General features: G+C 72.4%; 24 protein-coding genes and 1 pseudogene. 14 read left to right on the top strand and 11 right to left on the bottom strand.

Going from position 1 to position 21,621, the window contains the following annotated elements; translation table 11 throughout:
* Nucleotides 1-128: 128 nt before the first annotated feature.
* A complete protein-coding gene (locus ACFZCY_RS09825) occupies nucleotides 129-875 on the top strand; it encodes a TIGR00730 family Rossman fold protein (RefSeq protein ID WP_391170766.1) in 747 nt (248 codons plus the stop codon).
* A gap of 25 nt (nucleotides 876-900) precedes the next feature.
* Here the strand turns inward: ACFZCY_RS09825 and folP are convergent, their stop codons facing one another.
* Nucleotides 901-1,761: a dihydropteroate synthase gene (gene folP / locus ACFZCY_RS09820; RefSeq protein WP_391170764.1), complete on the bottom strand. Its 861-nt coding sequence runs from the start codon at nucleotides 1,759-1,761 to the stop codon at nucleotides 901-903.
* Nucleotides 1,762-1,897: 136 nt separating this feature from the next.
* On the opposite strand from folP, the gene ACFZCY_RS09815 reads away from it, so the two are divergent.
* Together ACFZCY_RS09815 and ACFZCY_RS09810 are read left to right on the top strand one after the other, a co-directional pair.
* A complete protein-coding gene (locus ACFZCY_RS09815) occupies nucleotides 1,898-2,257 on the top strand; it encodes a DivIVA domain-containing protein (RefSeq protein ID WP_391170762.1) in 360 nt (119 codons plus the stop codon).
* The gene (locus ACFZCY_RS09810) at nucleotides 2,254-2,850 is read left to right on the top strand and encodes a DNA-3-methyladenine glycosylase I (protein WP_391170760.1); all 597 of its coding nucleotides are present in this window, start codon (nucleotides 2,254-2,256) and stop codon (nucleotides 2,848-2,850) included. The genes ACFZCY_RS09815 and ACFZCY_RS09810 overlap by 4 nt, the downstream gene beginning before the upstream one ends.
* Before the next feature lie 28 nt (nucleotides 2,851-2,878).
* Here ACFZCY_RS09810 and ACFZCY_RS09805 read toward each other — a convergent pair whose 3' ends face one another.
* On the bottom strand, nucleotides 2,879-3,697 hold the full coding sequence (locus ACFZCY_RS09805) for an enoyl-CoA hydratase-related protein (protein ID WP_391170757.1): 819 nt from the start codon (nucleotides 3,695-3,697) through the stop codon (nucleotides 2,879-2,881).
* A 225-nt stretch (nucleotides 3,698-3,922) separates the two neighbouring features.
* On the opposite strand from ACFZCY_RS09805, the gene ACFZCY_RS09800 reads away from it, so the two are divergent.
* Nucleotides 3,923-4,090: a DUF3117 domain-containing protein gene (locus ACFZCY_RS09800; RefSeq protein WP_003966491.1), complete on the top strand. Its 168-nt coding sequence runs from the start codon at nucleotides 3,923-3,925 to the stop codon at nucleotides 4,088-4,090.
* Between the two features lie 114 nt (nucleotides 4,091-4,204).
* Here ACFZCY_RS09800 and ACFZCY_RS09795 read toward each other — a convergent pair whose 3' ends face one another.
* Nucleotides 4,205-4,873 carry a class I SAM-dependent methyltransferase gene (locus ACFZCY_RS09795; RefSeq protein ID WP_391170755.1) on the bottom strand — a complete coding sequence of 223 codons (669 nt, stop codon included), beginning with the start codon at nucleotides 4,871-4,873 and terminating at the stop codon, nucleotides 4,205-4,207.
* Nucleotides 4,874-5,004: 131 nt separating this feature from the next.
* On the opposite strand from ACFZCY_RS09795, the gene sigE reads away from it, so the two are divergent.
* The 5 genes from sigE to ACFZCY_RS09770 all read left to right on the top strand — a co-directional run bounded on the left by sigE (nucleotide 5,005) and on the right by ACFZCY_RS09770 (nucleotide 9,989).
* Complete coding sequence (gene sigE, locus ACFZCY_RS09790) at nucleotides 5,005-5,808, top strand: RNA polymerase sigma factor SigE (protein WP_391170753.1); 804 nt, start codon at nucleotides 5,005-5,007, stop codon at nucleotides 5,806-5,808.
* Nucleotides 5,805-6,716, top strand: a complete 912-nt coding sequence (locus tag ACFZCY_RS09785) for a zf-HC2 domain-containing protein (protein ID WP_391170751.1) — start codon at nucleotides 5,805-5,807, stop codon at nucleotides 6,714-6,716. The genes sigE and ACFZCY_RS09785 overlap by 4 nt, the downstream gene beginning before the upstream one ends.
* Before the next feature lie 229 nt (nucleotides 6,717-6,945).
* Nucleotides 6,946-8,607, top strand: a complete 1,662-nt coding sequence (locus ACFZCY_RS09780; protein WP_391170748.1) for a trypsin-like peptidase domain-containing protein — start codon at nucleotides 6,946-6,948, stop codon at nucleotides 8,605-8,607.
* A gap of 133 nt (nucleotides 8,608-8,740) precedes the next feature.
* Nucleotides 8,741-9,211: a sec-independent translocase gene (locus ACFZCY_RS09775; RefSeq protein WP_391170746.1), complete on the top strand. Its 471-nt coding sequence runs from the start codon at nucleotides 8,741-8,743 to the stop codon at nucleotides 9,209-9,211.
* 118 nt (nucleotides 9,212-9,329) lie between these two features.
* Nucleotides 9,330-9,989, top strand: coding sequence for a hypothetical protein (locus ACFZCY_RS09770; protein WP_391170744.1), 660 nt, complete (start codon nucleotides 9,330-9,332; stop codon nucleotides 9,987-9,989).
* 45 nt (nucleotides 9,990-10,034) lie between these two features.
* On the opposite strand, the gene ACFZCY_RS09765 is transcribed toward ACFZCY_RS09770, so the two are convergent.
* Genes ACFZCY_RS09765 through ACFZCY_RS09755 form a run of 3 tightly spaced genes read right to left on the bottom strand, consistent with a single transcriptional unit; the run spans nucleotide 10,035 to nucleotide 13,008 of the window.
* Nucleotides 10,035-11,189 (bottom strand): P-loop NTPase, encoded by a 1,155-nt coding sequence (locus tag ACFZCY_RS09765; RefSeq protein ID WP_391170742.1) that lies wholly within the window; start codon nucleotides 11,187-11,189, stop codon nucleotides 10,035-10,037.
* A 42-nt stretch (nucleotides 11,190-11,231) separates the two neighbouring features.
* On the bottom strand, nucleotides 11,232-11,735 hold the full coding sequence (locus ACFZCY_RS09760) for a DUF1003 domain-containing protein (RefSeq protein WP_391170740.1): 504 nt from the start codon (nucleotides 11,733-11,735) through the stop codon (nucleotides 11,232-11,234).
* Nucleotides 11,725-13,008: a magnesium transporter MgtE N-terminal domain-containing protein gene (locus ACFZCY_RS09755; RefSeq protein ID WP_391170738.1), complete on the bottom strand. Its 1,284-nt coding sequence runs from the start codon at nucleotides 13,006-13,008 to the stop codon at nucleotides 11,725-11,727. Before ACFZCY_RS09755 ends, ACFZCY_RS09760 begins: the two co-directional genes overlap by 11 nt.
* Nucleotides 13,009-13,213: 205 nt before the next feature.
* Here ACFZCY_RS09755 and ACFZCY_RS09750 point away from each other — a divergent pair, with 205 nt between their 5' ends.
* A complete protein-coding gene (locus tag ACFZCY_RS09750) occupies nucleotides 13,214-13,927 on the top strand; it encodes a hypothetical protein (protein ID WP_391172093.1) in 714 nt (237 codons plus the stop codon).
* A gap of 404 nt (nucleotides 13,928-14,331) precedes the next feature.
* On the opposite strand, the gene ACFZCY_RS09745 is transcribed toward ACFZCY_RS09750, so the two are convergent.
* Together ACFZCY_RS09745 and ACFZCY_RS09740 are read right to left on the bottom strand one after the other, a co-directional pair.
* Nucleotides 14,332-14,895: a hypothetical protein gene (locus ACFZCY_RS09745; RefSeq protein ID WP_391170736.1), complete on the bottom strand. Its 564-nt coding sequence runs from the start codon at nucleotides 14,893-14,895 to the stop codon at nucleotides 14,332-14,334.
* Nucleotides 14,896-14,958: 63 nt separating this feature from the next.
* Nucleotides 14,959-16,059 (bottom strand): magnesium and cobalt transport protein CorA, encoded by a 1,101-nt coding sequence (locus ACFZCY_RS09740; protein ID WP_361477599.1) that lies wholly within the window; start codon nucleotides 16,057-16,059, stop codon nucleotides 14,959-14,961.
* A gap of 455 nt (nucleotides 16,060-16,514) precedes the next feature.
* Between ACFZCY_RS09740 and ACFZCY_RS09735 the strand changes: the two genes are divergently transcribed.
* The 3 genes from ACFZCY_RS09735 (at nucleotide 16,515) to ACFZCY_RS09725 (ending at nucleotide 18,855) form a co-directional block, all read left to right on the top strand.
* Nucleotides 16,515-17,117 carry a suppressor of fused domain protein gene (locus tag ACFZCY_RS09735; protein WP_391170734.1) on the top strand — a complete coding sequence of 201 codons (603 nt, stop codon included), beginning with the start codon at nucleotides 16,515-16,517 and terminating at the stop codon, nucleotides 17,115-17,117.
* Nucleotides 17,118-17,206: 89 nt separating this feature from the next.
* A complete protein-coding gene (locus ACFZCY_RS09730; RefSeq protein ID WP_055548047.1) occupies nucleotides 17,207-17,845 on the top strand; it encodes a DUF6758 family protein in 639 nt (212 codons plus the stop codon).
* 134 nt (nucleotides 17,846-17,979) lie between these two features.
* Nucleotides 17,980-18,855, top strand: a complete 876-nt coding sequence (locus ACFZCY_RS09725) for a PHP domain-containing protein (RefSeq protein ID WP_391170732.1) — start codon at nucleotides 17,980-17,982, stop codon at nucleotides 18,853-18,855.
* Nucleotides 18,856-18,930: 75 nt separating this feature from the next.
* Here ACFZCY_RS09725 and ACFZCY_RS09720 read toward each other — a convergent pair whose 3' ends face one another.
* Complete coding sequence (locus ACFZCY_RS09720) at nucleotides 18,931-19,086, bottom strand: hypothetical protein (RefSeq protein ID WP_009715242.1); 156 nt, start codon at nucleotides 19,084-19,086, stop codon at nucleotides 18,931-18,933.
* 220 nt (nucleotides 19,087-19,306) lie between these two features.
* Here ACFZCY_RS09720 and ACFZCY_RS09715 point away from each other — a divergent pair, with 220 nt between their 5' ends.
* Nucleotides 19,307-20,236 carry an NYN domain-containing protein gene (locus tag ACFZCY_RS09715; protein ID WP_391170730.1) on the top strand — a complete coding sequence of 310 codons (930 nt, stop codon included), beginning with the start codon at nucleotides 19,307-19,309 and terminating at the stop codon, nucleotides 20,234-20,236.
* Here the strand turns inward: ACFZCY_RS09715 and ACFZCY_RS09710 are convergent.
* Both ACFZCY_RS09710 and ACFZCY_RS09705 read right to left on the bottom strand, forming a co-directional pair.
* Nucleotides 20,233-21,096, bottom strand: coding sequence for an alpha/beta fold hydrolase (locus tag ACFZCY_RS09710; protein WP_391170728.1), 864 nt, complete (start codon nucleotides 21,094-21,096; stop codon nucleotides 20,233-20,235). The two genes, ACFZCY_RS09715 and ACFZCY_RS09710, sit on opposite strands and share 4 nt — an antisense overlap.
* A gap of 121 nt (nucleotides 21,097-21,217) precedes the next feature.
* Nucleotides 21,218-21,621 (bottom strand): annotated as a pseudogene (locus ACFZCY_RS09705) (DEAD/DEAH box helicase); the annotation flags it as partial.

The following is a 21,621-nucleotide window of genomic DNA, read 5'->3' as shown; positions in this document are numbered from 1 at the left end:
ACGCAGTCGTCCGCTTATTCGCAGATCAGAGAACAGATGAGCGTGGCGCGGATTTCGGACTTTCGCCGCCCGGTGGGCCTACGCTGAACGACAGATCTTTGGCAGATCTTGGCGAAGGGAGCACATCGATGGGCAACGCCGAGGAAGAGCGAGCGCTGCACGAGCAGCGTCTGGGCCCGGTCGTGCGCCGTCGCCACCAGATGCGGCCCGGTACGACGGACCAGCGCCTGCTGGACAGCCAGCCGAGCACCAACTGGGTGCACGAGGACCCGTTCCGCGTGATGCGCATCCAGTCGGAGTTCGTCGAGGGCTTCGGCACGCTGGCCGAGCTGGGACGGGCGGTCAGCGTGTTCGGCTCCGCCCGTACGCCCGAGGGGTCACCGGAGTACGAGGCGGGAGTGAAGATCGGACGGGCCCTGGCCGAGGCCGGGTTCGGGGTGATCACCGGTGGCGGCCCCGGCGCGATGGAGGCCGCCAACCGCGGTGCGGTCGAGGCGGGCGGCGTCTCCGTCGGCCTCGGCATCGAGCTGCCGTACGAGCAGGGCCTGAACCCGTACGTCGACATCGGCGTGAACTTCCGCTACTTCTTCGTAAGAAAAACAATGTTTGTGAAGTACGCTCAAGGGTTCGTGGTGCTGCCCGGCGGGCTGGGCACCCTCGACGAGTGCTTCGAGGCCCTGACCCTCGTGCAGACGAAGAAGGTGACCCAGTTCCCGATCGTTCTCTTCGGCAGCTCCTACTGGGGCGGTCTGGTCGACTGGCTGGAGAACACGCTGATCGCCCAGGGCAAGGCGTCCCAGCAGGACCTGGAGCTGTTCCACCTCACCGACGACATCGACGAGGTGGTCGACCTGGTGACCAAGGAGTCCGGCTGACCCGACGCGGGAGCCGCACCGGGCCTCAGGCCAGTCCCCGGCGGGCGACCGCCGGGGGCCGGTGGCCCGCGATGGACGACACCATGTCCAGCACCTGACGGGTCTCGGCCACCTCGTGCACCCGGTAGACCTGGGCGCCCAGCCAGGCGGAGACCGCGGTCGTCGCGAGCGTCCCGATCACCCGCTCCTTGACCGGGCGGTCCAGCGTCTCGCCCACGAAGTCCTTGTTGGACAGCGAGACCAGCACCGGCCAGCCGGTCTCCCTCAGCTCCCCGAGCCGCCGGGTGGCCTCCAGCGAGTGGCGGGTGTTCTTCCCGAAGTCATGACCCGGGTCGATCATGATCCCGTCGCGCCGGACGCCCAGCTCCACCGCGCGCTCCGCGAGCCCCAGGGTGACCCGCAGGATGTCCGCCACCACGTCGTCGTAGCCGATCCGGTGCGGCCGGGTGCGCGGTTCGGCCCCGCCCGCGTGCGTACAGACCAGCCCGGCGCCGTACCGGGCGGCGACCTCGGCGAGCTTGGGGTCGACCCCGCCCCAGGCGTCGTTGAGCACGTCCGCGCCCGCCGCGCAGACCGCCTCGCCGACCTCGTGCCGCCAGGTGTCCACGCTGATCACCACGTCCGGATGGCGGCGCCGCACCTCGGCCACGAAGCCGACCGTGCGCCGCGCCTCCTCGTCGGCACCGACCTCCTCCCCGGGGCCGGCCTTCACCCCGCCGATGTCGATGATCGCCGCGCCGTCCGCGACGGCCTGCTCGACGCGGGTGAGCGCGGGCTCGTCGCGGAAGGTCGCACCCTGGTCGTAGAAGGAGTCCGGAGTCCGGTTGACGATCGCCATGATCACTCGCTCGTTCTCGTCGAACTCGCGTCGGCCCAGCCGCAGCATGCGTACTTCCTCTCAGGTGTCCGGCAGCGACGATAACTGTCAGTGGGGCATGGCACGATCGGGTCAGACAGTTGACGGGGCCGACGTCACGCGTGACGTCACGGCCGAGCCGCCCTAGCCGAGGAGAACGATCACCGTGTTCCTGTTCTTGCTGATCACGCTGGTCGTCGTGGTCGGCGCCGTCACCCTCGCCGTGGTCGGCGGTGGCGACGGCGGCCAGCTCTCCGAGGCGCCGCCCGACCGGCTGGACGACCCGCTGCCCGCCGGCCGGCCGCTGGACCGGGAGGACGTCGAGGCGCTGCGGCTGCCGATGACGCTGCGCGGCTACCGGATGGCGGACGTGGACGATGTGCTGGGGCGGCTGGGCGCCGAGCTGGCCGAGCGGGACGCCCGGATCGCCGAGCTGGAGGAGGCCCTGGCGGGCGCGCGGACCCCGGGGTATGACGACGGCACGGCCGCCGAGGGCCCGGCCGGTTTCGAGGGGAGCGGATCGTGAGCGGTCAGGGGACGGTCGTCGGAGCGGACGGCCTGGCGCGCTGCCCGTGGGGGCTGGAGACCGAGTCCATGGCGGACTACCGGGTCTACCACGACACCGAGTGGGGCCGTGCGGTCCGCGGCGACGACGCGCTGTACGAGCGGATCTGCCTGGAGGCGTTCCAGTCCGGGCTGTCCTGGCTGACGATCCTGCGCCGCCGGGAGGGGTTCCGGGCCGCCTTCGCCGACTTCCGGATCAAGGCCGTCGCGGAGTTCACCGAGGCCGACGAGCAGCGGCTGCTCGCCGACCCCGGCATCATCCGCAACCGGGCCAAGATCACGGCCACCATCGGTAACGCGCGGGCCGCGGCGGAGCTGGCCGAGGGCGAGCTGGAGGAGCTGATCTGGTCCTACGCCCCCGACCCCGCCACCCGCCCGGTCCCGCGCACCTTCGCCGACGTCCCGGCGATCACCCCGGAGTCCACGGCGCTCAGCCGAGAGCTGAAGAAGCGCGGCTTCCGCTTCGTCGGGCCCACCACGGCCTACGCCCTGATGCAGGCCTGTGGCCTGGTCAACGACCACCTGGCCGACTGCCACGTCCGTGACCTCGTGTGACACTCCGACTCCGACCCGTCGCCGCAGGTCAGCGGCCCGTGAACCTCGGCTGCCGCTTCTCGACGAAGGCGTCCACCGCGGTGCGGTGGTCCTCCGAGGAGCCCGCGCGGCGCTGCAGCTCGTCCTCCTTGGTCAGGGAGTCGGTGAGGCTGTGCCCGGCCGCGTAGGCGAGCGATTCCTTGATCGCCGCGTAGGCGGCGGTCGGGCCCTCGGCCAGCCGCCGGGCGATCGCCGCCGCCTCGGTGGGCAGGTCGGCGGCGGGGACGACCCGGTTGGCGATGCCCAGCTCCAGCGCCTCCGCCGCGCTGACGCCGCGCGGGAAGAGCAGCAGGTCGGCGGCCCGGCCGTGGCCGATCAGGCGCTGCAGGGTCCACGAGACGCCGGAGTCGGCGGTCAGCGCGACGCCCGCGAACGAGGTGTTGAACGAGGCGGTGTCGGCCACGATCCGGTAGTCGGCGGCGAAGGCGAAGCCCGCCCCGGCCCCGGCCGCGACCCCGTTCACCGCCGCGATCACCGGCTTCGGCATCCCGGCGATCGCGGTCACGATCGGGTTGTAGTGCAGCGAGACGGTGCTCATCGTCGAGCCCTCGGCCCGGTCCCCCCGGGCCTGTGCCTCGCGGTCGGCGGCCAGCAGCCCGATGTGCTCCTTGAGGTCCTGCCCGACGCAGAACGCACGCCCGGTGCCGGTGAGCAGGACGGCCCGCACCGCCGGATCCTCGGCGGCCTGCAGCAGCGCGTCGCGCAGCGCCACCTTGGTGTCGATGTTGAGCGCGTTCATGGCGTCGGGACGATTCAGGGTGATCGTCGCGAGCCCGTCGGCCTGCTCGTAGAGCACGGTGTCGGTCATGGGCGGCCCTCCCGTGGGCAGATGTTCGGTGGCGGCGGGCGTACGTTATCGCGATCGCCTCCCCGAATTGAGTGGTTTTGGGGGACCGCTTCGCACGGGGGTTGCCGACCGATGTTGGTCATCGGGTCATGGCATGCGGGATAATGACAGAGAAGCAACGTGTTCGATGCCGGTGACGCCTGGGTTGTCGGCTGCGATGAGCTGGTTTCAGGAAGGGGAACGAGCATGGCGGCCATGAAGCCGCGGACGGGCGACGGCCCGCTCGAGGTGACCAAGGAGGGGCGGGGCATCGTCATGCGCGTTCCGCTCGAAGGCGGCGGTCGGCTCGTCGTGGAGCTGACACCCGACGAGGCCGACGCGCTCGGCGATGCACTGAAGAAGGTCGTCGGCTGAGCCACCGGCCCCACCATCACCCGAGCTCCGCCCCGGCGTCCGGTACGAGGTACCGGACGCCGGGGCGGTGCTGTGTGCGGGGACTTCCGGTGCGGCGGGGAGCGCCGGTTTCTCTCAGCCGCCGCGATTGACGGCGCAGAGCAGGCCGTCCCCGACCGGCAGCAGCGAGGACTGCAGCACGGTGGACTCGCGTACGGTGCGCAGCAGCTCCCGCAGCCGCAGCACCTCGGCGGGCTGGGCGGCGGAGTCCACGGTCCGCCCGTTGGCGAAGACTCCCTCGAAGCAGACCAGGCCGCCCGGCCGCAGCAGCCGCAGCGCCTCTTCCAGGTACTCCAGGCACTCCAGCCGGTCGCCGTCGCAGAACACCAGGTCGTAGCCGCCGTCGGCGAGCCGGGGGAGGACGTCCAGGGCGCGGCCGGGGATGAAGCGCGCCCGGTTCCCGGCGAAACCGGCGGCCCGGAAGGCCTGCCGGGCGAACTGCTGCATCTCGGGTTCGGTGTCCACGGTGGTCAGCACGCCGTCGGGGCGCATGCCGTGCAGCAGATGGATGCCGGAGACACCGGTCCCGGTGCCGATCTCGGCGACGGCCTTGGCATCCGCGGCGGCGGCGAGCAGGCGCAGCGCGGCGCCGGTGCCCGCGGACACCGAGCGCAGCCCTGCCTCCCGGGCCCGGTCACGGGCCCAGTGAAGGGCTTCGTCCTCGGCGACGAACGCGTCGGCGAACGCCCAGCTCGTCTGCCGGTTGCCGGTAATGACCCTCTCCTGTCCCCGTAGTTGGCGCAACGGTGACTGTATCCGCTGCGCACGGGAACCCGCAGATGGGACCAGGCGTTGTGGAGAGAAGGGGGGACTGTATGGATCACGACCAAATGCAGGTCAAAAATGCTTATCCGGAGCTAACGGGCGAGGTGGATATGGTAGGGGCTCTACTGGACACCACCAGAGCCGACAGGGGAGGTGCGGCTGCGACCGGTGACCGGCGAGTGCTGAGGCGCTTTCGCAGGTCAGCGGGCGAGCCGAAATCCGTGACCGACACCGCTGACCGTTCCCGTTCCGCCGACTCCACCACCGCGACCTTTGCCACCACCGCGTCGTTCGGTGCGGAGGGGGACGCTCCGGCGTGGACGCCTCCCACCTGGGAGGAGATCGTCAGCACGCACAGCGCACGGGTCTACCGCCTTGCCTATCGGCTCACCGGTAACCAGCACGACGCCGAGGACCTCACCCAGGAGGTGTTCGTCCGCGTCTTCCGCTCGCTGTCGACGTACACCCCCGGCACGTTCGAGGGCTGGCTGCACCGCATCACCACCAATCTCTTCCTCGACATGGTCCGCCGTCGTCAGCGCATCCGCTTCGACGCCCTCGCCGAGGACGCGGCCGAGCGGCTCCCCAGCCGTGAGCCCTCCCCCCAGCAGCACTTCAACGACACCCACTTCGACGCCGATGTGCAGCAGGCGCTGGACACCCTCGCCCCGGAGTTCCGCGCGGCCGTCGTGCTCTGCGACATCGAGGGCCTGTCGTACGAGGAGATCGCCGCGACACTCGGCGTCAAGCTGGGCACCGTGCGCAGCCGGATCCACCGTGGCCGCTCGCATCTGCGCAAGGCGCTGCAGCACCGCGCCCCGGCGGGTGCGCGCGCCGAGCAGCAGCGCGAGGTCGCCGCGGTGGTGCCGCGGGTCTCCGGACCGCGGCTGAGCGGGGAGGTCGGAATCGCGTGACCCGATCAGGCGGTCCGTCCCCCGCCGAGCAGCATCTCGGCGACCGCCTTGCGGCTCTGGTCGACGGCGAACTCGGGCATGACGCGCGTGAGCGCGTGCTCGCACACCTGGCGACGTGCTGTAAGTGCAAGGCGGAGGCCGACGCGCAGCGGCGGCTGAAGAGCGTGTTCGCCGAGACGGCGCCCCCGGCGCCGTCCGAAGGCTTCCTGGCCCGTCTGCAGGGCCTCCCGGCCATCGGCGGTGACGACGACGGCCCGGGAAGCGGTTCCCCTTTCGCGGACCCGGGCGTCCTCGGCCTGCGCGGCGGCGCGCGGAGCGTACGGGAGGACGCCCCGGACGTGCGGGCGTCGGAGCGCAGACGGGAGCAGACGTTCGCGTATCTGCCCGCGGTGGCGCCGGTGGACCCGGTCGCCGCCGTCTCGGCGCACCGGGAGCGCGGCTTCCGGATCCATGAGGTGGAGCGCCCCGGGCCGCGCCGCCGCTTCGCCTTCGCGGCCGCGGGCGCGGTGTCCCTGGCCGCCTTCGCGCTCGGCGCCGCCCTGCCGCTGGAGGCGGCGGTCGACCCCGGCCCCCGGCCGGACGGCTCGGACACCGCGGTCACCCCGGTCGACGCCGACACCGTCGGCACGGGCACCCGTGAGCGGACCGGCGGCGACGTGGGGCTGCTGGCCACCACCGCGACCCGGCCCGCCGGGCTCCCCTCCCCGAGCGCGACCCCGAGCCACCCGCTGCTGAGCCGGCCCTCCGGCGCCGCGGTGAACCCGCTGATACAGCCGGCCCTGTCGGTCAAGGACCTGCTGCGGGCCCCGACCTCCACCCCGGCGGCGCCCGCGCCGACCCAGCTGGAGGGCCCGACCCAGCCGGCGTCGAGCACCCCCTACCTCGGGTTCGGCACGCCCCCGCCCTAGGGCGGCCCCCGCCCTGGCGACCCGGGGATTCTGCGCAATATCGCTCATACGTCCGGTCGTTCCGCTCGTTCCGCGCACGCGGGCCCGGGTGGACTGATTGAATCGCTTCCGGGCAGCCCTGCCCTGTCGGGGGCACCCCCGACGGTGGCCGTGGGCGAGCCGAAGAGTCGCGGTGACGTACGACCCGGGCGGCGCGGTTGGCGTCCGCTTGCGGGAACTTGGGGAGATCATGGACGAGCGGAAGGCCCCCGGGCCCAAGCCGAAGTGGTGGAGCCGTCCGGTCGCACGACCCGGCGACCGGCAGCCGGACGCGGCGGCGGAGACCGGCACGGAGCCGTCGGCCGGGACCGAGGCGGAAGCCGCGGCGGAGACGGCGGCCGAGCGGCCACCCGCCGCCGGGGGCGCCCGCGAGGCGGCGGACGCGGCCCGCGCGGGCGCCGGGCGGCCGCTGCACGAGCCCGATCCGTACAGCACCCCGCCCTACGGCGGCCCCGGGCCCTGGGCCCCGGCCCCACCCGTACAGCACCCGGGCACGACCCCGGCGCACGGTACGAACCTGCCGCCCGGCGCCGTCCCGCACTCCGCCCCGCAGCCGGGGATCCCGCAGCCCGGGATGGTGACCCCGGCGCACGGCACCCAGCTGCCGCCCGGGGGCCACGGCGCGCCGCCGCTCGTTCCGCACCCCGAGATGGTGCCCCCGGCCGAGGGCACCCCGGTCCCGGCCCAGTGGCAGAGCTACGACCCCTGGACCGTGGCCCGGCCGCCCGCCGAGCGCAAGGTGGTCTCCCGCCGCCGCGCGTTCGTCGCCGTCCTGCTGATCGCGCTGATCGCGGGGTGCCTGGGCGGCGGGATCGGCGCGTACGCCGAGCGGGACCGGGCCTCCGGGGGCGTCGACGTGAAGCTTCCGCAGGCCCCGCTGGAGAAGGGCACCCGGGACCCGGACAGCATCGCGGGCATCGCCTCCAGCGCGCTGCCGGGCGTGGTGACCATCCATGTCAGCGGCAGTTCCGAGGAGGGCACCGGCACCGGCTTCGTCCTCGACAAGCAGGGCCACATCCTCACCAACAACCACGTCGTGGCGCCCGCCGGTTCCGACGGCGACATATCGGTGACCTTCAACGGCGGCCAGACCGCCCGCGCCGAGCTGGTCGGCCGGGACGCCGGGTACGACCTGGCGGTCATCCGGGTCGAGGGCGTCTCCGGGCTGAGCCCGCTGGCGCTGGGCAACTCCGACTCCGTCCGGGTCGGCGACCCGGTGGTGGCGATCGGCGCCCCGTTCGACCTGGCGGGCACGGTCACCTCCGGCATCATCAGCGCCAAGGAGCGTCCGATCACCGCGGGCGGCGAGAAGGAGGACGGCAGCGACATCTCCTATGTCGACGCGCTGCAGACCGACGCCCCGATCAACCCGGGCAACTCCGGCGGCCCGCTGGTCGACGGCAAGGCGCGGGTCATCGGGATCAACAGCGCCATCCGGGCCGCCGACGACGGCGCCGAGCTGGGCGGTCAGGGCGGCTCCATCGGCCTGGGCTTCGCGATCCCGATCAACCAGGGCAAGCGGGTCGCCGAGGAGCTGATCAACACCGGCAAGGCAACCCACCCGGTGATCGGCGTCACGCTCAACATGGAGTACACGGGCGACGGGGCCCGGGTGAACAGCATGGGCGCCGACGGCCCGCCGGTCACCCCGGACGGCCCGGGCGACAAGGCGGGGATCAAGGCCGGTGATGTGATCACCGAGGTGGACGGCGTCCGGGTGCACAGCGGCCAGGAGCTGATCGTCAAGATCCGCAGCCACCGCCCCGGCGACCGGCTCCGGCTGACCGTCAAGCGGGACGGCGACGAGCGCTCCGTGGAGCTGACGCTGGGCTCGGCGAGCAGCGAGGGCTAGCCCGCCCTGACGGGAGGGCCGGCCGCGCCCTGACGCCCGATGTTGGCCCGGGCGTCTCCCGCGCCGGCCCTGCCGACAGGTACGGTGTTGAGTGGCCCACTCAGGGTTTCGGACGTCTTCTAGGAGCTGCAAGGTGTTGGACATAGGACCTCTCGAGCTTGTCGCGCTCGTTGTCCTTGCGGTGCTCATCTTCGGCCCGGAAAAGCTTCCGAAGGTCATCCGGGACGTATCGCAGTTCATCCGCAAGGTCCGGGAGTTCTCCGACAGCGCCAAGGAGGACATCCGCTCCGAGCTGGGGCCCGAGTTCAAGGACTTCGAGTTCGAGGACCTGAACCCCAAGACGTTTGTGCGCAAGCACGTGCTCGACAACGACGAGCTGGGCCTCAAGGAGATCCAGAACGGGTTCGACCTCCGCAAGGAGATGGCCGAGGTCGCCGACTCCGTGAACGGCCGGGAGAGTGACGTCCCACACGGCTCTTCAGGGGGCTCCGGCGCCACCCCGCCGTCCCTGTCCAAGGGCGACTCCGGCACCCCTGACCTGCTGCGCAAGCGCGATGACCAGCCTGGTGAGGACCGTCCGCCTTTCGACTCCGACGCCACTTGATCCCCCCGTATGCCCGGGCTGGTTGACCCGTATGGCTATCCTCCCTTTGTCCGGGGTGAGGTCGCCCGAAGGGGGGCGGGCCGCCCACGACGAAGGGCAACGAGGAGGCTCCGCGCACATGGGCACGACGAGTCGGCTAGGGGTGCATGGGGTGGACGGTTCGGCGCAGGGGATGCCCGCTGAGGCTCGGCGGAGCGTCGACGGCTATCTGATGGCCGCCTTCCCCTGGTACGGCCTTGACGAGGCGTTCACCGGGCCGCGCTGGCTCATGCAGGTGGGTGCGGCCGCCGATGGCCGGGTGGAGTACGGCTCGACCGGGCACGGCGAGGAGCCGTCGCTGCGCGTCGAGACCGATATGGACCAGCAGCGCTTCACGGTGGTGGTGACGGTAGGCGGCCGCCCCGTACGGGACAGCGCGGACGGCACGGGCAAGCTGGAGGCCACCTCGGTCTCCTCGGCCGCCTGGCTGGCCGGCTCGGGCCTGCTGTCATGCACCTGGCCGACCCGCATGGAGCGGGGGCTGCGCCAGGACTGGCTGGACCAGCAGACCGCGATCGCCTGGGAGCTGGCGGACGCCCTGGACGGCGAGGAGTGGTCCCAGCTGTCGCTGCCGGTGGACGGCGTGCCGACCGACTTCCACTACCGCGAGTCCGAGTACGGCTGGGTGCTGGCCGGGTCGGCGGGCGAGAGCGTGCACATCGGGGCGTACGGGCGCGGGATGAGCGCCTACGGCCTGGGCTTCTCGGTGATCAAGGACATCACCGGCTACGACGCGTAGAGGGGGCCGGGGGCGGCCCCGCGGGCCGCCCCTGCCACATGCGTCTCAGAACTTGTTGCGCGGTGTGACGCCCAGCGACATGCCCGCCAGGCCCCGCTGCCGTCCGCCGATCTTGCCCGCGATCGAGCGCAGCGCACTGCCCGCGGGGGAGTCGGGGTCGGACAGCACGACCGGCTTGCCCTCGTCGCCACCCTCGCGCAGCCGTACGTCGATGGGGATGGAACCCAGCACCGGCACCGTCGTCCCGGTGGTCCGGGACAGCCCCTCGGCGACCTTCTGCCCGCCGCCGGTGCCGAAGACGTCGACCATCTCGTCGCAGTGCGGGCAGGGCAGCCCGGACATGTTCTCCACCACGCCGACGATCTTCTGATGGGTCTGGACGGCGATCGAGCCCGCCCGCTCGGCCACCTCGGCGGCGGCCTGCTGCGGCGTCGTCACCACCAGGATCTCGGCGCCCGGCACCAGCTGGGCGACGGAGATCGCGATGTCGCCGGTGCCCGGCGGCAGGTCCAGCAGCAGGACGTCGAGGTCGCCCCAGTAGACGTCGGCCAGGAACTGCTGGAGGGCGCGGTGCAGCATCGGCCCGCGCCACACCACCGGGGTGTTGCCCGGGGTGAACATTCCGATCGAGATCACCTTCACGCCGTTCGCCGACGGCGGCATGATCATGTCTTCGACCTGGGTCGGCAACCCGTCGGCGCCCAGCATGCGCGGCACCGAATGGCCGTAGATGTCGGCGTCCACGACGCCGACCTTGAGCCCGTCGTCGGCCATCGCCGCGGCCAGGTTGACCGTCACCGACGACTTGCCGACGCCGCCCTTGCCGGAGGCCACCGCGTACACCCGGGTCAGCGAGCCGGGCTGGGCGAAGGGCACCTCGCGCTCGGCCTGGCCGCCGCGCAGCGAGGCGGCCAGCTCGCGCCGCTGCTCGTCGCTCATGACGTCCAGCTCGACGGTGACCCCGGTCACACCGGCGACCTGGTCGACCGCCTCCCGTACCCGGCTCGTGATCGTCTCCCGCATCGGACAGCCGGAGATCGTGAGGTACACCACCACCGCGACCGTGCCGTCCGACGCGATCTCGACGGATTTGACCATGCCGAGGTCGGTGATCGGCTTGTGGATCTCCGGGTCGTTGACCGTGGCGAGCGCGGCGCGCACCGCGTCTTCGCTCGGTGCCGGGACAGTGTCGGTAGCCATACGGAGATGGTACGGCGCCGGGGGTGTGCGCCGGAAAGCCCGTCAGCGGTCGCGTTCCTCACGCGAGGGCGCGGGCCGCCGCTCGTCCAGTTCCCGGACCAGGTCCTCGAACTCCGAGCGGATCCAGTCCCGCGTCGCGACCTCGCCGAGCCCGGTGCGCAGCGTCGCGATCTCCCGGGTCAGGAACTCGGTGTCGGCGATGGCCCGCTCGTCCCGCGCCCGGTCCTGCTCGAGCGTGACGCGGTCCCGGTCGGCCTGCCGGTACTGCGAGAGCAGGATCAGCGGCGCCGAGTACGACGCCTGGAGCGACAGCATCAGCGTCAGGAAGATGAACGGGAACGGGTCGAACCGCAGAGGGCGCGGGGCGAGGGTGTTCCAGGCCAGCCAGGCGACGACGAAGACCGTCATCCAGGCGATGAAGCGGCCGGTGCCCAGGAAGCGGGCGATCAGCTCCGACGCCCTGCCGAACGCCTCCGGGTCCCAGCGCGGCAGCGGGCTGCGGCGGCGCTCCCTGGGCCGGTCCAGACGGCCCCCGTCACCGTCCATCGCCCACCTCCGGGATCGGCACCCCGCCGTGCAGCTCGCGCTCCCGCCAGTCGGGGGGCAGCAGATGGTCGAGCACGTCGTCCACCGTCACCGCGCCCAGCAGCGACCCGCCCTCGTCCACGACCGGCGCCGCCAGCAGGTTGTACGTCGCCAGATGGCCCGCGACCACGGGCAGCGGGGTCTCCGGGCGCAGCGGCCGCAGATCGGTGTCCACGGCCGAGCCGACGAGGGTGAACGGCGGGTCACGCAGCAGCCGTTGGAAGTGGATGGTGCCCAGATACCGCCCGGTGGGCGTCTCGTCGGGCGGCCGGCACACATACACCTGGGCGGCGAGCGCCGGGGTGAGGTCCTGGTTGCGCACCCGTGCGAGGGCGTCCGCGACCGTGGCGTCCGGCCGCAGCACGATCGGCTCGGTCGTCATCAGCCCGCCCGCCGAGCCCTCCTCGTACGACATCAGCCGCCGCATGTCGGCGGCCTCCCTGGGCCGCATCAGGGCCAGCAGCCGCTCCTTGTCCCGTTCGGGCAGCTCGGAGAGCAGATCGGCCGCGTCGTCGGGGTCCATCGCCTCCAGGACGTCGGCCGCGCGCTCCTCCTTGAGCTTGCCGAGGATCTCCACCTGGTCGTCGTCGGGCAGCTCCTCCAGGACGTCCGCGAGCCGTTCGTCGTCCAGCGCCGCCGCGACCTCGCCGCGCCGCTTGGCGGAGAGGTGGTGCAGGACGTTGGCGAGGTCGGCGGGGCGCAGCTGCTCGAAGGTGGCCAGCAGGTTCTCCGCGCCCTGCCCGTGCTCCTCCAGCGAGAAGCCGGTGACGGCCGACCAGTCCACGGTCAGCGTCTCGCCCCGGCGGCGCAGCGCGCCGCTTCTGCCGCGGCGTACGTAGACCTTGTCGATCTCCCATTCGCGGCGCGCGGGCAGCTGGGCCATCGCCACGTCCAGGACCGTGACGTCCTCGCCGGTCTCCACCAGCCGCACCGTGCGGTCCAGCAGTTCGCCGAGGACCAGCGTCTCGGTGGGGCGCTGCTCGAAGCGCCGCATGTTCACCACGCCGGTGGTGATGACCTGGCCCGACTCCACGCCGGTCACCCGCGTCATCGGCAGGAAGATGCGACGGCGGGTGACCACTTCGACGACCAGCCCGAGCACCCGCGGCGGCCGCCCGGCCAGCCGCAGCATCGCCACCAGATCGCGGACCCGCCCCACGTGGTCGCCGTTCGGGTCGAAGACGGCGATGCCGGCCAGATGCGAGACATAGATCCGCGAGGCGCCTGCCGGCATGTCATGCGCCTCCTTCCCGCCATGCACTGGTGCGTATTCACCTGGTTCAGGCTAGCCTGCCCCGTTCTGCCCCGCCGCCGGACGAGCGGCCCCCGGCGCCCTGCGCACACTTCCGCACGGCACCGGTACGCTGCCGTACTGCACCGGACCGGCATCAGGAGGCAGAGCGGACGTGCGCATCCGGAACACGGCTCTCGTCGCGGTGATGTGCGCGGGATTGGCCGCGACGCTCACCGCGTGCGGCGGCGAAGGGGAGAAGGACCCCGACGCGGGAACCAACGGCGTGGGCAAGCTCCCCGCCACCAAGATCCAGAGCAAGGCCCGGACGGCGGCCGGGAGCGCGGACGCGGTCCATCTGTCCGGCAGCCTCGTCTCCAAGGGCCGCACGTACAAGGTGGACATGAAGCTGAAGGGCGACGGCGGCACCGGCGTCGTCTCCACCAAGGGCACCCGCTTCGAACTGCTGCGGGTGGGCGAGGAGCTGTACCTCAAGGCGGACGCGGGCTTCTGGGGACACCAGGGCACGGACGGCGGCGGACACAGCGGCGACGCGGCCGCCGCGGACAAGCTCGACGACAAGTACGTGAAGGTGCCGTCCGGAGACCCCTCCTACAAAAGGCTCAGCGGCTTTACGGAGAAGAGCGTCATGCTGGACGGGCTGCTCGGCCTGCACGGCACCATCACCGCGGGCGACCGCGGCGAGGTCGGCGGCATCCGTACGATCCGCATCCGCGGCGGCCAGGGCGAGGGCGGCTCCCTCGACGTCTCCCTGGAGGGCCGCCCGTACCCGCTGCGGCTCCAGCGGGCCGGTGGCGCGGGGGTGATCCGGCTGGCGGACTGGAACAAGGACTTCCAGCTGACCGCGCCGGAGAAGGACGCCGTGGTCGACTACGGCCAGCAGATCCCCACGGGGACGTAGCCCCTCGGGGCCGGCCCAGCCTTCCGGGGGCGCTTGAAGAACGGGGGTCCGGGGGCGGAGATGCCCCACCACCCGGCCCCTCCGGGGTTTGAGGAGCGGAGTCCGGGGCGGTAATGCCCACCCCAGCAGCTCCTCCAGCGCAGGAGCGGGGGTCCGGGGGCGGTGATGCCCCACCACCCGGCCCCTCCGGGGTTTGAGGAGCGGAGTCCGGGGCGGTAATGCCCACCCCAGCAGCTCCTCCAGCGCAGGAGCGGGGTGCAGGGGCGGTGATGCCCCACCCCCAGCCCCTCCGGCGTTTGAGGAGCGGGGTCCAGGGGCGGAGCCCCGGCGGGGCGCGGGGCGGAGCCCCGCATGGGGGCCGGGGGCCTGCCCCCGGTATCGGGAAGGGGCGGGGCGGGGAGAACTCAGCCCGCCGCGCGCGCCCGCTTGCCCCGCGCGATCAGCTTCGGCAGCCCCGCCGGCATCGCCCGCCGCGTCACGGCAGCGGTCGGCAGAGGCGCCGCCGCGAGCGAACCCGTCTCCGCCGCCACGAGCGCCGCGTCGGTCACCGGCTCCAGCCGCAGCACCCGGCACTCCCGGGCCCACCGCTCCGCGATCGTGTCCGCGTCCGCCGCGTTCAGCCGCTTGCCCTTCAGCTCGCCGACGGCCGCCGTCCACGCCTCACCGTCCGGGGTGAGCTCGACCACCCGCGCGGGCCAGCCGACCAGCCGCCCGCCCTTGTCCTTGCTGCGCACGGTCACCGTCGCGGTGCCGCCGTCCACGAGCCCGAGCCCCTTCAGCGGCTGCTCGTCGGGGCCGTCCCCGACGAGGCAGACGGCGCCCTCGTGCCAGATGTGCCACAGCGCGCGGGCGGCGCCCTCGGAGCCCTGCACCCAGACCAGGGCGGACTTCTTCGCCGCCTCCTCGACCAGGGCGCGGTCGATCGGGTCCATGGCGTCCGTCGGTGGCGGCGTCGGCGTCTGCGTCATGCGAACAGCGTAGGACAGCGGGTCCGGTGCCCTCCGCGCATCCCATCCGGCGAAACGCTCCGCCTACAGCCAGCCGTTCCGCTTGAAGCCGCGGTGGATCGTGACACAGATCGCCACGGTGACGGCCATCACCGTCGGGTAGCCGAACCTCCAGTGCAGCTCGGGCATGTACTCGAAGTTCATGCCGTAGATCCCGGCGATCATCGTCGGGACCGCGCAGATCGCCGCCCAGGAGGTGATCTTGCGCATGTCCTCGTTCTGGGCGACCGTCGCCTGCGCCAGGTTCGCCTGCAGAATCGAGTTCAGCAGGTCGTCGAAGCCCAGCACCTGCTCGTTGACCCGGGCCAGGTGGTCCGCGACATCCCGGAAGTACTTCTGGATGTCCGGGTCCACCAGCCGCATCGGGCGCTCGCTCAGCAGCTGCATCGGCCGCAGCAGCGGCGAGACGGCCCGCTTGAACTCCAGCACCTCGCGCTTGAGCTGGTAGATGCGGCCCGCGTCGCCGCCGCGCCGGGAGGTCGCCTGCGAGAAGACCTCGATCTCGACCTCGTCGATGTCGTCCTGCACGGCGTCGGCGACCGCGAGATACCCGTCCACGACCTGGTCGGCGATGGCGTGCAGCACCGCCGAGGGGCCCTTGGCCAGCAGCTCCGGGTCCTCCTGGAGGCGGTGGCGCAGGGCGCGCAGCGAGCCCTGGCCGCCGTGCCGCACGGTCACGATGAAGTTGTGGCCCGTGAAGCACATCACCTCACCGGTCTCCACGACCTCGCTGGTGGAGGTGAGTTGGGCGTGCTCCACGTAGTGGATGGTCTTGAAGACGGTGAAGAGGCTGTCGTCGTACCGCTCCAGCTTCGGCCGCTGGTGCGCCTGCACCGCGTCCTCGACGGCCAGCGGGTGCAGCCCGAACTCCTGTGCGATGCCCGCGAACTCGCGCTCGGTCGGCTCGTGCAGCCCGATCCAGGCGAACCCGCCCTCGGCGCGCACCCGCTCCATGGCCTGCGCCGGGCTGACGTGGTCGCTGACCCGCTTCCCGTCGCGGTAGACGGCGCAGTCGACGATCGCGCTGTTGACGGACGGGTCGCGGGTGGTGTCGTAGTTGCTGGTGTTGTGCGTCCGGCGCAGGGCGGGGCGGACGGCTGCGCGCAGGTCACGGATCATCGACATGACGGGCTCCTTCACGGGCCGGCCGTCAGCGGCGGGCGCGCGGCGCAGCGCTGCGCCCGGAAGGTGGACGTACGGCACGTCCCTGAGGCGTACCTACGTCCGCAAAGCGGGCGGCGCTCCGTGCGATGACGCTGACGGAAGTTCGCGGAGAACAGAACAGATGCGATACGAAGGCGCTCTGCCGTCACATGCCCTTGATGCGAGAAGACTTCACGTGTTTCACCGCGAGGCGGTGGGGTACGGAAGGTTTCAGATCATGAAGCCGCATACCAAGGGGAAACGACGGGAGAACTGTCGGTACTGCACGGTCGACTAGGATCCACCGCAGCCCCACCTCCTCCGGCCGGTCCCCCTTGGGGGACTACGTAATTCCCTGGGCAGGCAGCAAGGCTATCAGCCGGCAGAACCGCCCGGCCGCCGCTTTGCCCGTTCGATACGCGATCTATGCTCACCGCATGTCAGACGTTCTGCAGCTGGTCGAGGCCCGGTTGGTCACCGCGCTGGGCGAGCCGGACGCCCGCGCCGCCGTCACGTTCGTCGGTACGGACCGCATCGAGGTGCTGCGTTTCCGCGCGGAGGGGAACGTCGTCCGGTACGCCACCCTCGGCATGTCGGACCATCCGATGGCCGACCCCACCGCCCCCGTCGCCGACCCCCTCCGCGGGCCGCGCGCCGAGCTGGTCCTCACCGTGCGCAGCGGCGACCCCGGACCCGGCTCCGCCGTCCTGGACGAGGTGCTGCGCCCGCTCGCCGTGCTGGCCGCCTCGCCGCAGGTCGAGGGCGTGGTGGTGACCCCGGGCGCGTCGCTGGACCTGGGCGGCCCGCTGTGGCCCGGGGCGCCCTTCACCTCCGTACTCGTCGGCGAACCGGGCGGTCTGGTCGAGGACTTGGAGCTGATCGAGCCGATGGAACCGGTGCGCTTCCTGCCGCTGCTGCCGATGACCGGGAACGAGGCGGCGTGGAAGCGGGTCCACGGCGCCGGCGCGCTCCAAGACCGCTGGCTGCGGCACGGCACGGACCTGCGCGACCCGGCCAGATCCGGTGTGCCGCTCGTCTGAGGCTCGTCCCCGACTCGTGTCCGGTCCGTCCCCTCCACACGGGTGATCGTCCTTGACGTGGGGACGGGCGGGGAGGACCGTGGGGCCCTATGAGGGGCGAACCCAGTTGCCCGAAGTGCGGTGGCCGGGTGCGTGCGCCCGGTCTCTTCGCCGACTCCTGGCAGTGCGGTGTGCACGGCACGGTGCACCCCGTCCAGCCGGTCGTCCCACCGAGCGTGGAAGCACTCGTGGTGGTCACCAACCGCGCCCGGGTGCCCGTATGGATGCCGTGGCCGCTGCCCGTCGGCTGGCTGTTCACCGGCGTCGCGTGCGCCGGTGACGACCGCAGCGGCGGCCGCGCGACGGTCGTGGCCTGCTCGGGCCCGGGCCCGCTGGGCGGCCCGGGGGAGCTGCTGCTGGTGGCGGAGGAGCTGGGCGTGGGGCTCGGCGCGCGGTACGCGGGCATCCCCGGCCCCGACCCCGGGCCCGGGATGCGGGTGGACAAGCCGCCGCACGTCAAGGTGCTGGCCGCCGGGCGGCCCACCCCGCTGTGGCATGTCGAGGGCACCCCGGACGACCGTGCGGTGTTCGCGGGCGAGGCGTGCGGGCTGTGGCTGTGGGCGGTGGTCTGGCCCGAGCAGACCGGGCTGCTGATGTACGACGAGATGGTGCTCACCGATCTGCGGGACGCGGGCGCCGAGGTGGATCTGGTGCCGTGCGGCGCGCTGTCGCCGCGGCTGCTGTCCTGATGCGGGGCGCACGCTCCTGACGCCGGGTGGCCGTACGGATCGCACGGGTCACCCCTGACGCGGGCATGCCCTGGACTGCGGCTACCCTGAAGCAGGCCGCCCGTTCACCCTGTTACCGCTGGGAGCCCGCGTTCGTGCGCATCGACCTGCACACCCACTCCACCGCGTCGGACGGTACGGACACCCCCGCCGAACTGGTGCGCAATGCCGCCGCGGCCGGTCTGGACGTCGTCGCGCTCACCGATCACGACACGGTGAGCGGCTACGAGGAGGCGGCCGGGGCGCTGCCGGACGGGCTGACGCTGGTCACCGGCGCCGAGCTGTCCTGCCGTCTGGGCGGGGTGAGCCTGCACATGCTGGCGTATCTCTTCGATCCGGCCGAGCCCGAGCTGGCGCGCGAGCGCGAGCTGGTGCGCGACGACCGGGTGCCCCGGGCCAAGGCGATGGTGGGCAAGCTGCGTGAGCTGGGCGTGCCCGTCACCTGGGAGCGGGTGGCGGAGATCGCCGGGGACGGGGCCGTGGGGCGGCCGCACATCGCGACCGCGATGGTCGAGGCGGGCGTGGTCGAGAGCGTCACGGACGCGTTCGACTCGGAGTGGCTGTCGAACGGCGGCCGGGCGTACGTGGAGAAGCACGAGCTGGACCCGTTCGAGGCGGTCCGGCTGATCAAGGGCGCGGGCGGGGTCGCCGTCTTCGCGCATCCGCTGGCCGTCAAGCGGGGCGAGTGCGTACCGGAGAGCGCGATCGGGGAGCTGGCCGCGGCCGGTCTCGACGGCATCGAGGTCGACCATATGGACCACGACGAGCCCATCCGGGCCCGGCTGCGCGCGATCGCCGCCGAGCACGGGCTGCTGACCACGGGCTCCAGCGACTACCACGGCAGCCGTAAGACCTGTCGGCTCGGCGAGTACACCACCGACCCCGAGGTCTACGCGGAGATCGTGCGCCGGGCGGCGCTGGCGCCACGCGAAGCGCCCCCGTACGACGGCGTACGGGGGCGGCTGCGGTGACGCGTCACTCTTCTCGTCGGTGACTCGTCGGCGTCTGAATCTGCGTCTTTGTCTGCTGCTTCTGCGTCGGTGGTACTACCGGGCGGCGGTTTCGGCTGGGCGGATGTAGATGCGCTGGCCGATCGCGGCGGCCTGCTGCACGATCCGGTTGACGGAGGCGGCGTCCACGACGGTGCTGTCCACGGCGTTCCCGTCGACATCGTCAAGGCGCATGATCTCGAAGCGCTGCAAGGCTTCTCCCTTCGTCTGATCCTCCTGCTGGAGAACTGGTGTATACGGAACACGCGGCGTCGCTGCCGCGTGCTTCCACAACCTGTTCAACGAAGCATGCCCTGAAAAGATTCCCTACGCTAATGAAATTTTTCGCCAGGCTAAGTATTCCCTGGTCGGGCGCCGATGAGACGGAGTCCGGTTGTGCCCCTCCTGCGGGGGCCCGGAGAATGAACCGCGTATGAGTGACGTGATGCCTCCGGGCCAACCAGACCTCGCCTCGATCGTCGACGGCATCGAGCGCACCAATGAGCTGCTGCAGCGCGTGCTCGCCGAGGTCGCGACCACGCCCTCCACTCATGCGATCTTCGTGGACGCCGGATACGTCTACGCCGCCGCCGGGCGGCTCGTCGCCGGGACGGAGGACCGCCGGGCCTTCGAGCTCGACGCGGAGGGGATCATCGAGGCGTTCATCGACAAGGCCCGGACGATCTTCCCGGACAGCCGGCTGCTGCGGGTCTACTGGTTCGACGGGGCCCGGCGCCGCATTCACACCCCGGAGCAGCAGAGCATCGCCGAGCTGCCCGACGTCAAGGTCCGGCTGGGCAACCTCAACGCCAACAACCAGCAGAAGGGCGTCGACTCACTCATCCGCTCCGACCTCGAATCCCTCGCCCGGCACCGCGCCATCGGCGACGCCGTGCTGATCGGCGGCGACGAGGACCTGGTCTCCGCCGTCGAGGCCGCGCAGGGTTACGGAGCGCGCGTCCACCTGTGGGGCATCGAAGCCCTCGACGGGCGCAACCAGGCCGAGCCGCTGCTGTGGGAGGTCGACAGCCAGCGCACCTTCGACCTCGACTTCTGCAAGCCGTACGTCACCCGGCGGGCGACCGGCTACGAGCCGAACGGCGACACCCCGCTGTGCGGGCCCGCCCCCTCCCGCGACGAGGTGCGCTTCATCGGCGCCCAGATCGCCGCCCAGTGGCTCTCCGCACGCGGCCGCGAAAGCCTCGCCGAGCTGCTTCCCGGCCACCCCTATCTGCCCGGCTCGGTCGACCAGGAGCTGCTGATCGACGCGGAGGGGATGCTGCGGCTGTCCCTGCGCGCCCACGCCGATCTGCGGCGGGCGCTGCGGGACGGCTTCTGGGAGCACCTGCAGGCGCAGTACTAGGGGGTGTCTTGCCAGAAGGAGATCAGCGCGTCGGCCGTGGGATGCGGCCGCTCCGCGTTGGGGGAGTGCTCCGCGCCCTCGATCACGGTCCGGCGGGCGGACAGCCGCTCCGCCATCGCGTCCATCAGCGGCACCGGCCAGGCGTAGTCCACCTCACCCGACAGCACATGCTTCGGGAGCGCCGTCGCGGCCAGCTCCCCGACCCGGTCCGGCTCACCGTTCAGCTGCCGCCCGGTGGCCATCAGCTGCTCCGGAACGGTGCCCATCCAGCGCGCGTGCAGAAAGTCCCGTACGCCGGGCGGCGTCACCTCATCGGCCGCCTCGGGCGGATCGAGTTCGCGCATCGCCTGCCAGACGGACTCCATGTCCATCACGCTCAGCGCGTCGATCAGCAGCTTGGTGCGCTCCTGCTGCTGGGGCGCGATGGCGGCGGGCCCGGAACTCATGATCGTGAGCGAGGCGAAGGCGGCGGGGTCGCGCAGCACGGCGGCCCGTGCGATCAGCCCGCCCAGCGAATGCCCCAGCACATGGACCGGCCCCGCGCCGTCCGCCAGCGCCGTCGCCTGGGCGAGCAGATCCCGCGCCAGCTCGTCCTGCGCGTAGGCGGCCTCGTCGCGCGGCCCGGGACTCTCGTACTGCCCCCGCCCGTCGACCGCGACCGCCCGGAAACCGGCGGCGGCCAGCGGCTCCAGGAGCGCGATGAAGTCCTCCTTGCTCCCGGTGAACCCCGGCACCAGCAGCACGGTCCCGCGCGCGGAGCGCCCGGGCGGTGCGTCATGCACGGCGAACTCGCCGCGCGCGGTCGACAGCCGATGGGCGCGGGCGCCCGTGGGGAGGGTGAGAAACGGCGGCCTGCTCATGGAGACGAGGCTATACAGGACGCGGAGAACGGGGCGTGAACGGGGCGTTGTGCCCGGGGCCCTACGTGCCCGGGGCCTGATCCGCGGTGTGCGGATCAGGCCCCGTCGGGTGCTGTGGCCGTCAGGCCTCGGGTGTGGCTTCCGCCGCGGCGCGGGTGCGGGTGCGGCGGCGTACGGGCTTCGCCTCGGCCTCGTCGGGCTGAGCGGCCGGCTCCGTGGCCTTGGCCGCCGCACGGGTGCGACGGCGCGGCTTGGCGGGGGCCTCGGCCTCCGGCGTCTCGGCCGTCTCGGCCGTCTCGGCCGTCTCGGCCGTCTCGGCCGTCTCGGCCGTCTCGACCGTGGCGGCCTTGGCCCGGGTACGGCGACGCGGCGCGGCCGTGGCGGCCTCCGCCGCCTCGGCTCCGGCCTCGGCCGTCTCGGCCGCCTTGGCGCGGGTGCGTCGGCGGGGCTTGGCCGGGGCTTCGTCCTCGGCTGTCTCCGTCGTGCCTTCGGCCGTGGCGACGGCGGTTTCGGCGGTGTCGGCCT

This window comes from Streptomyces sp. NPDC007983, assembly GCF_042958345.1.
Classification (GTDB): domain Bacteria; phylum Actinomycetota; class Actinomycetes; order Streptomycetales; family Streptomycetaceae; genus Streptomyces.
The sequence above is the reverse complement of the archived record's forward strand: the minus strand, read 5'-3'. Positions and strand labels throughout refer to the sequence as shown.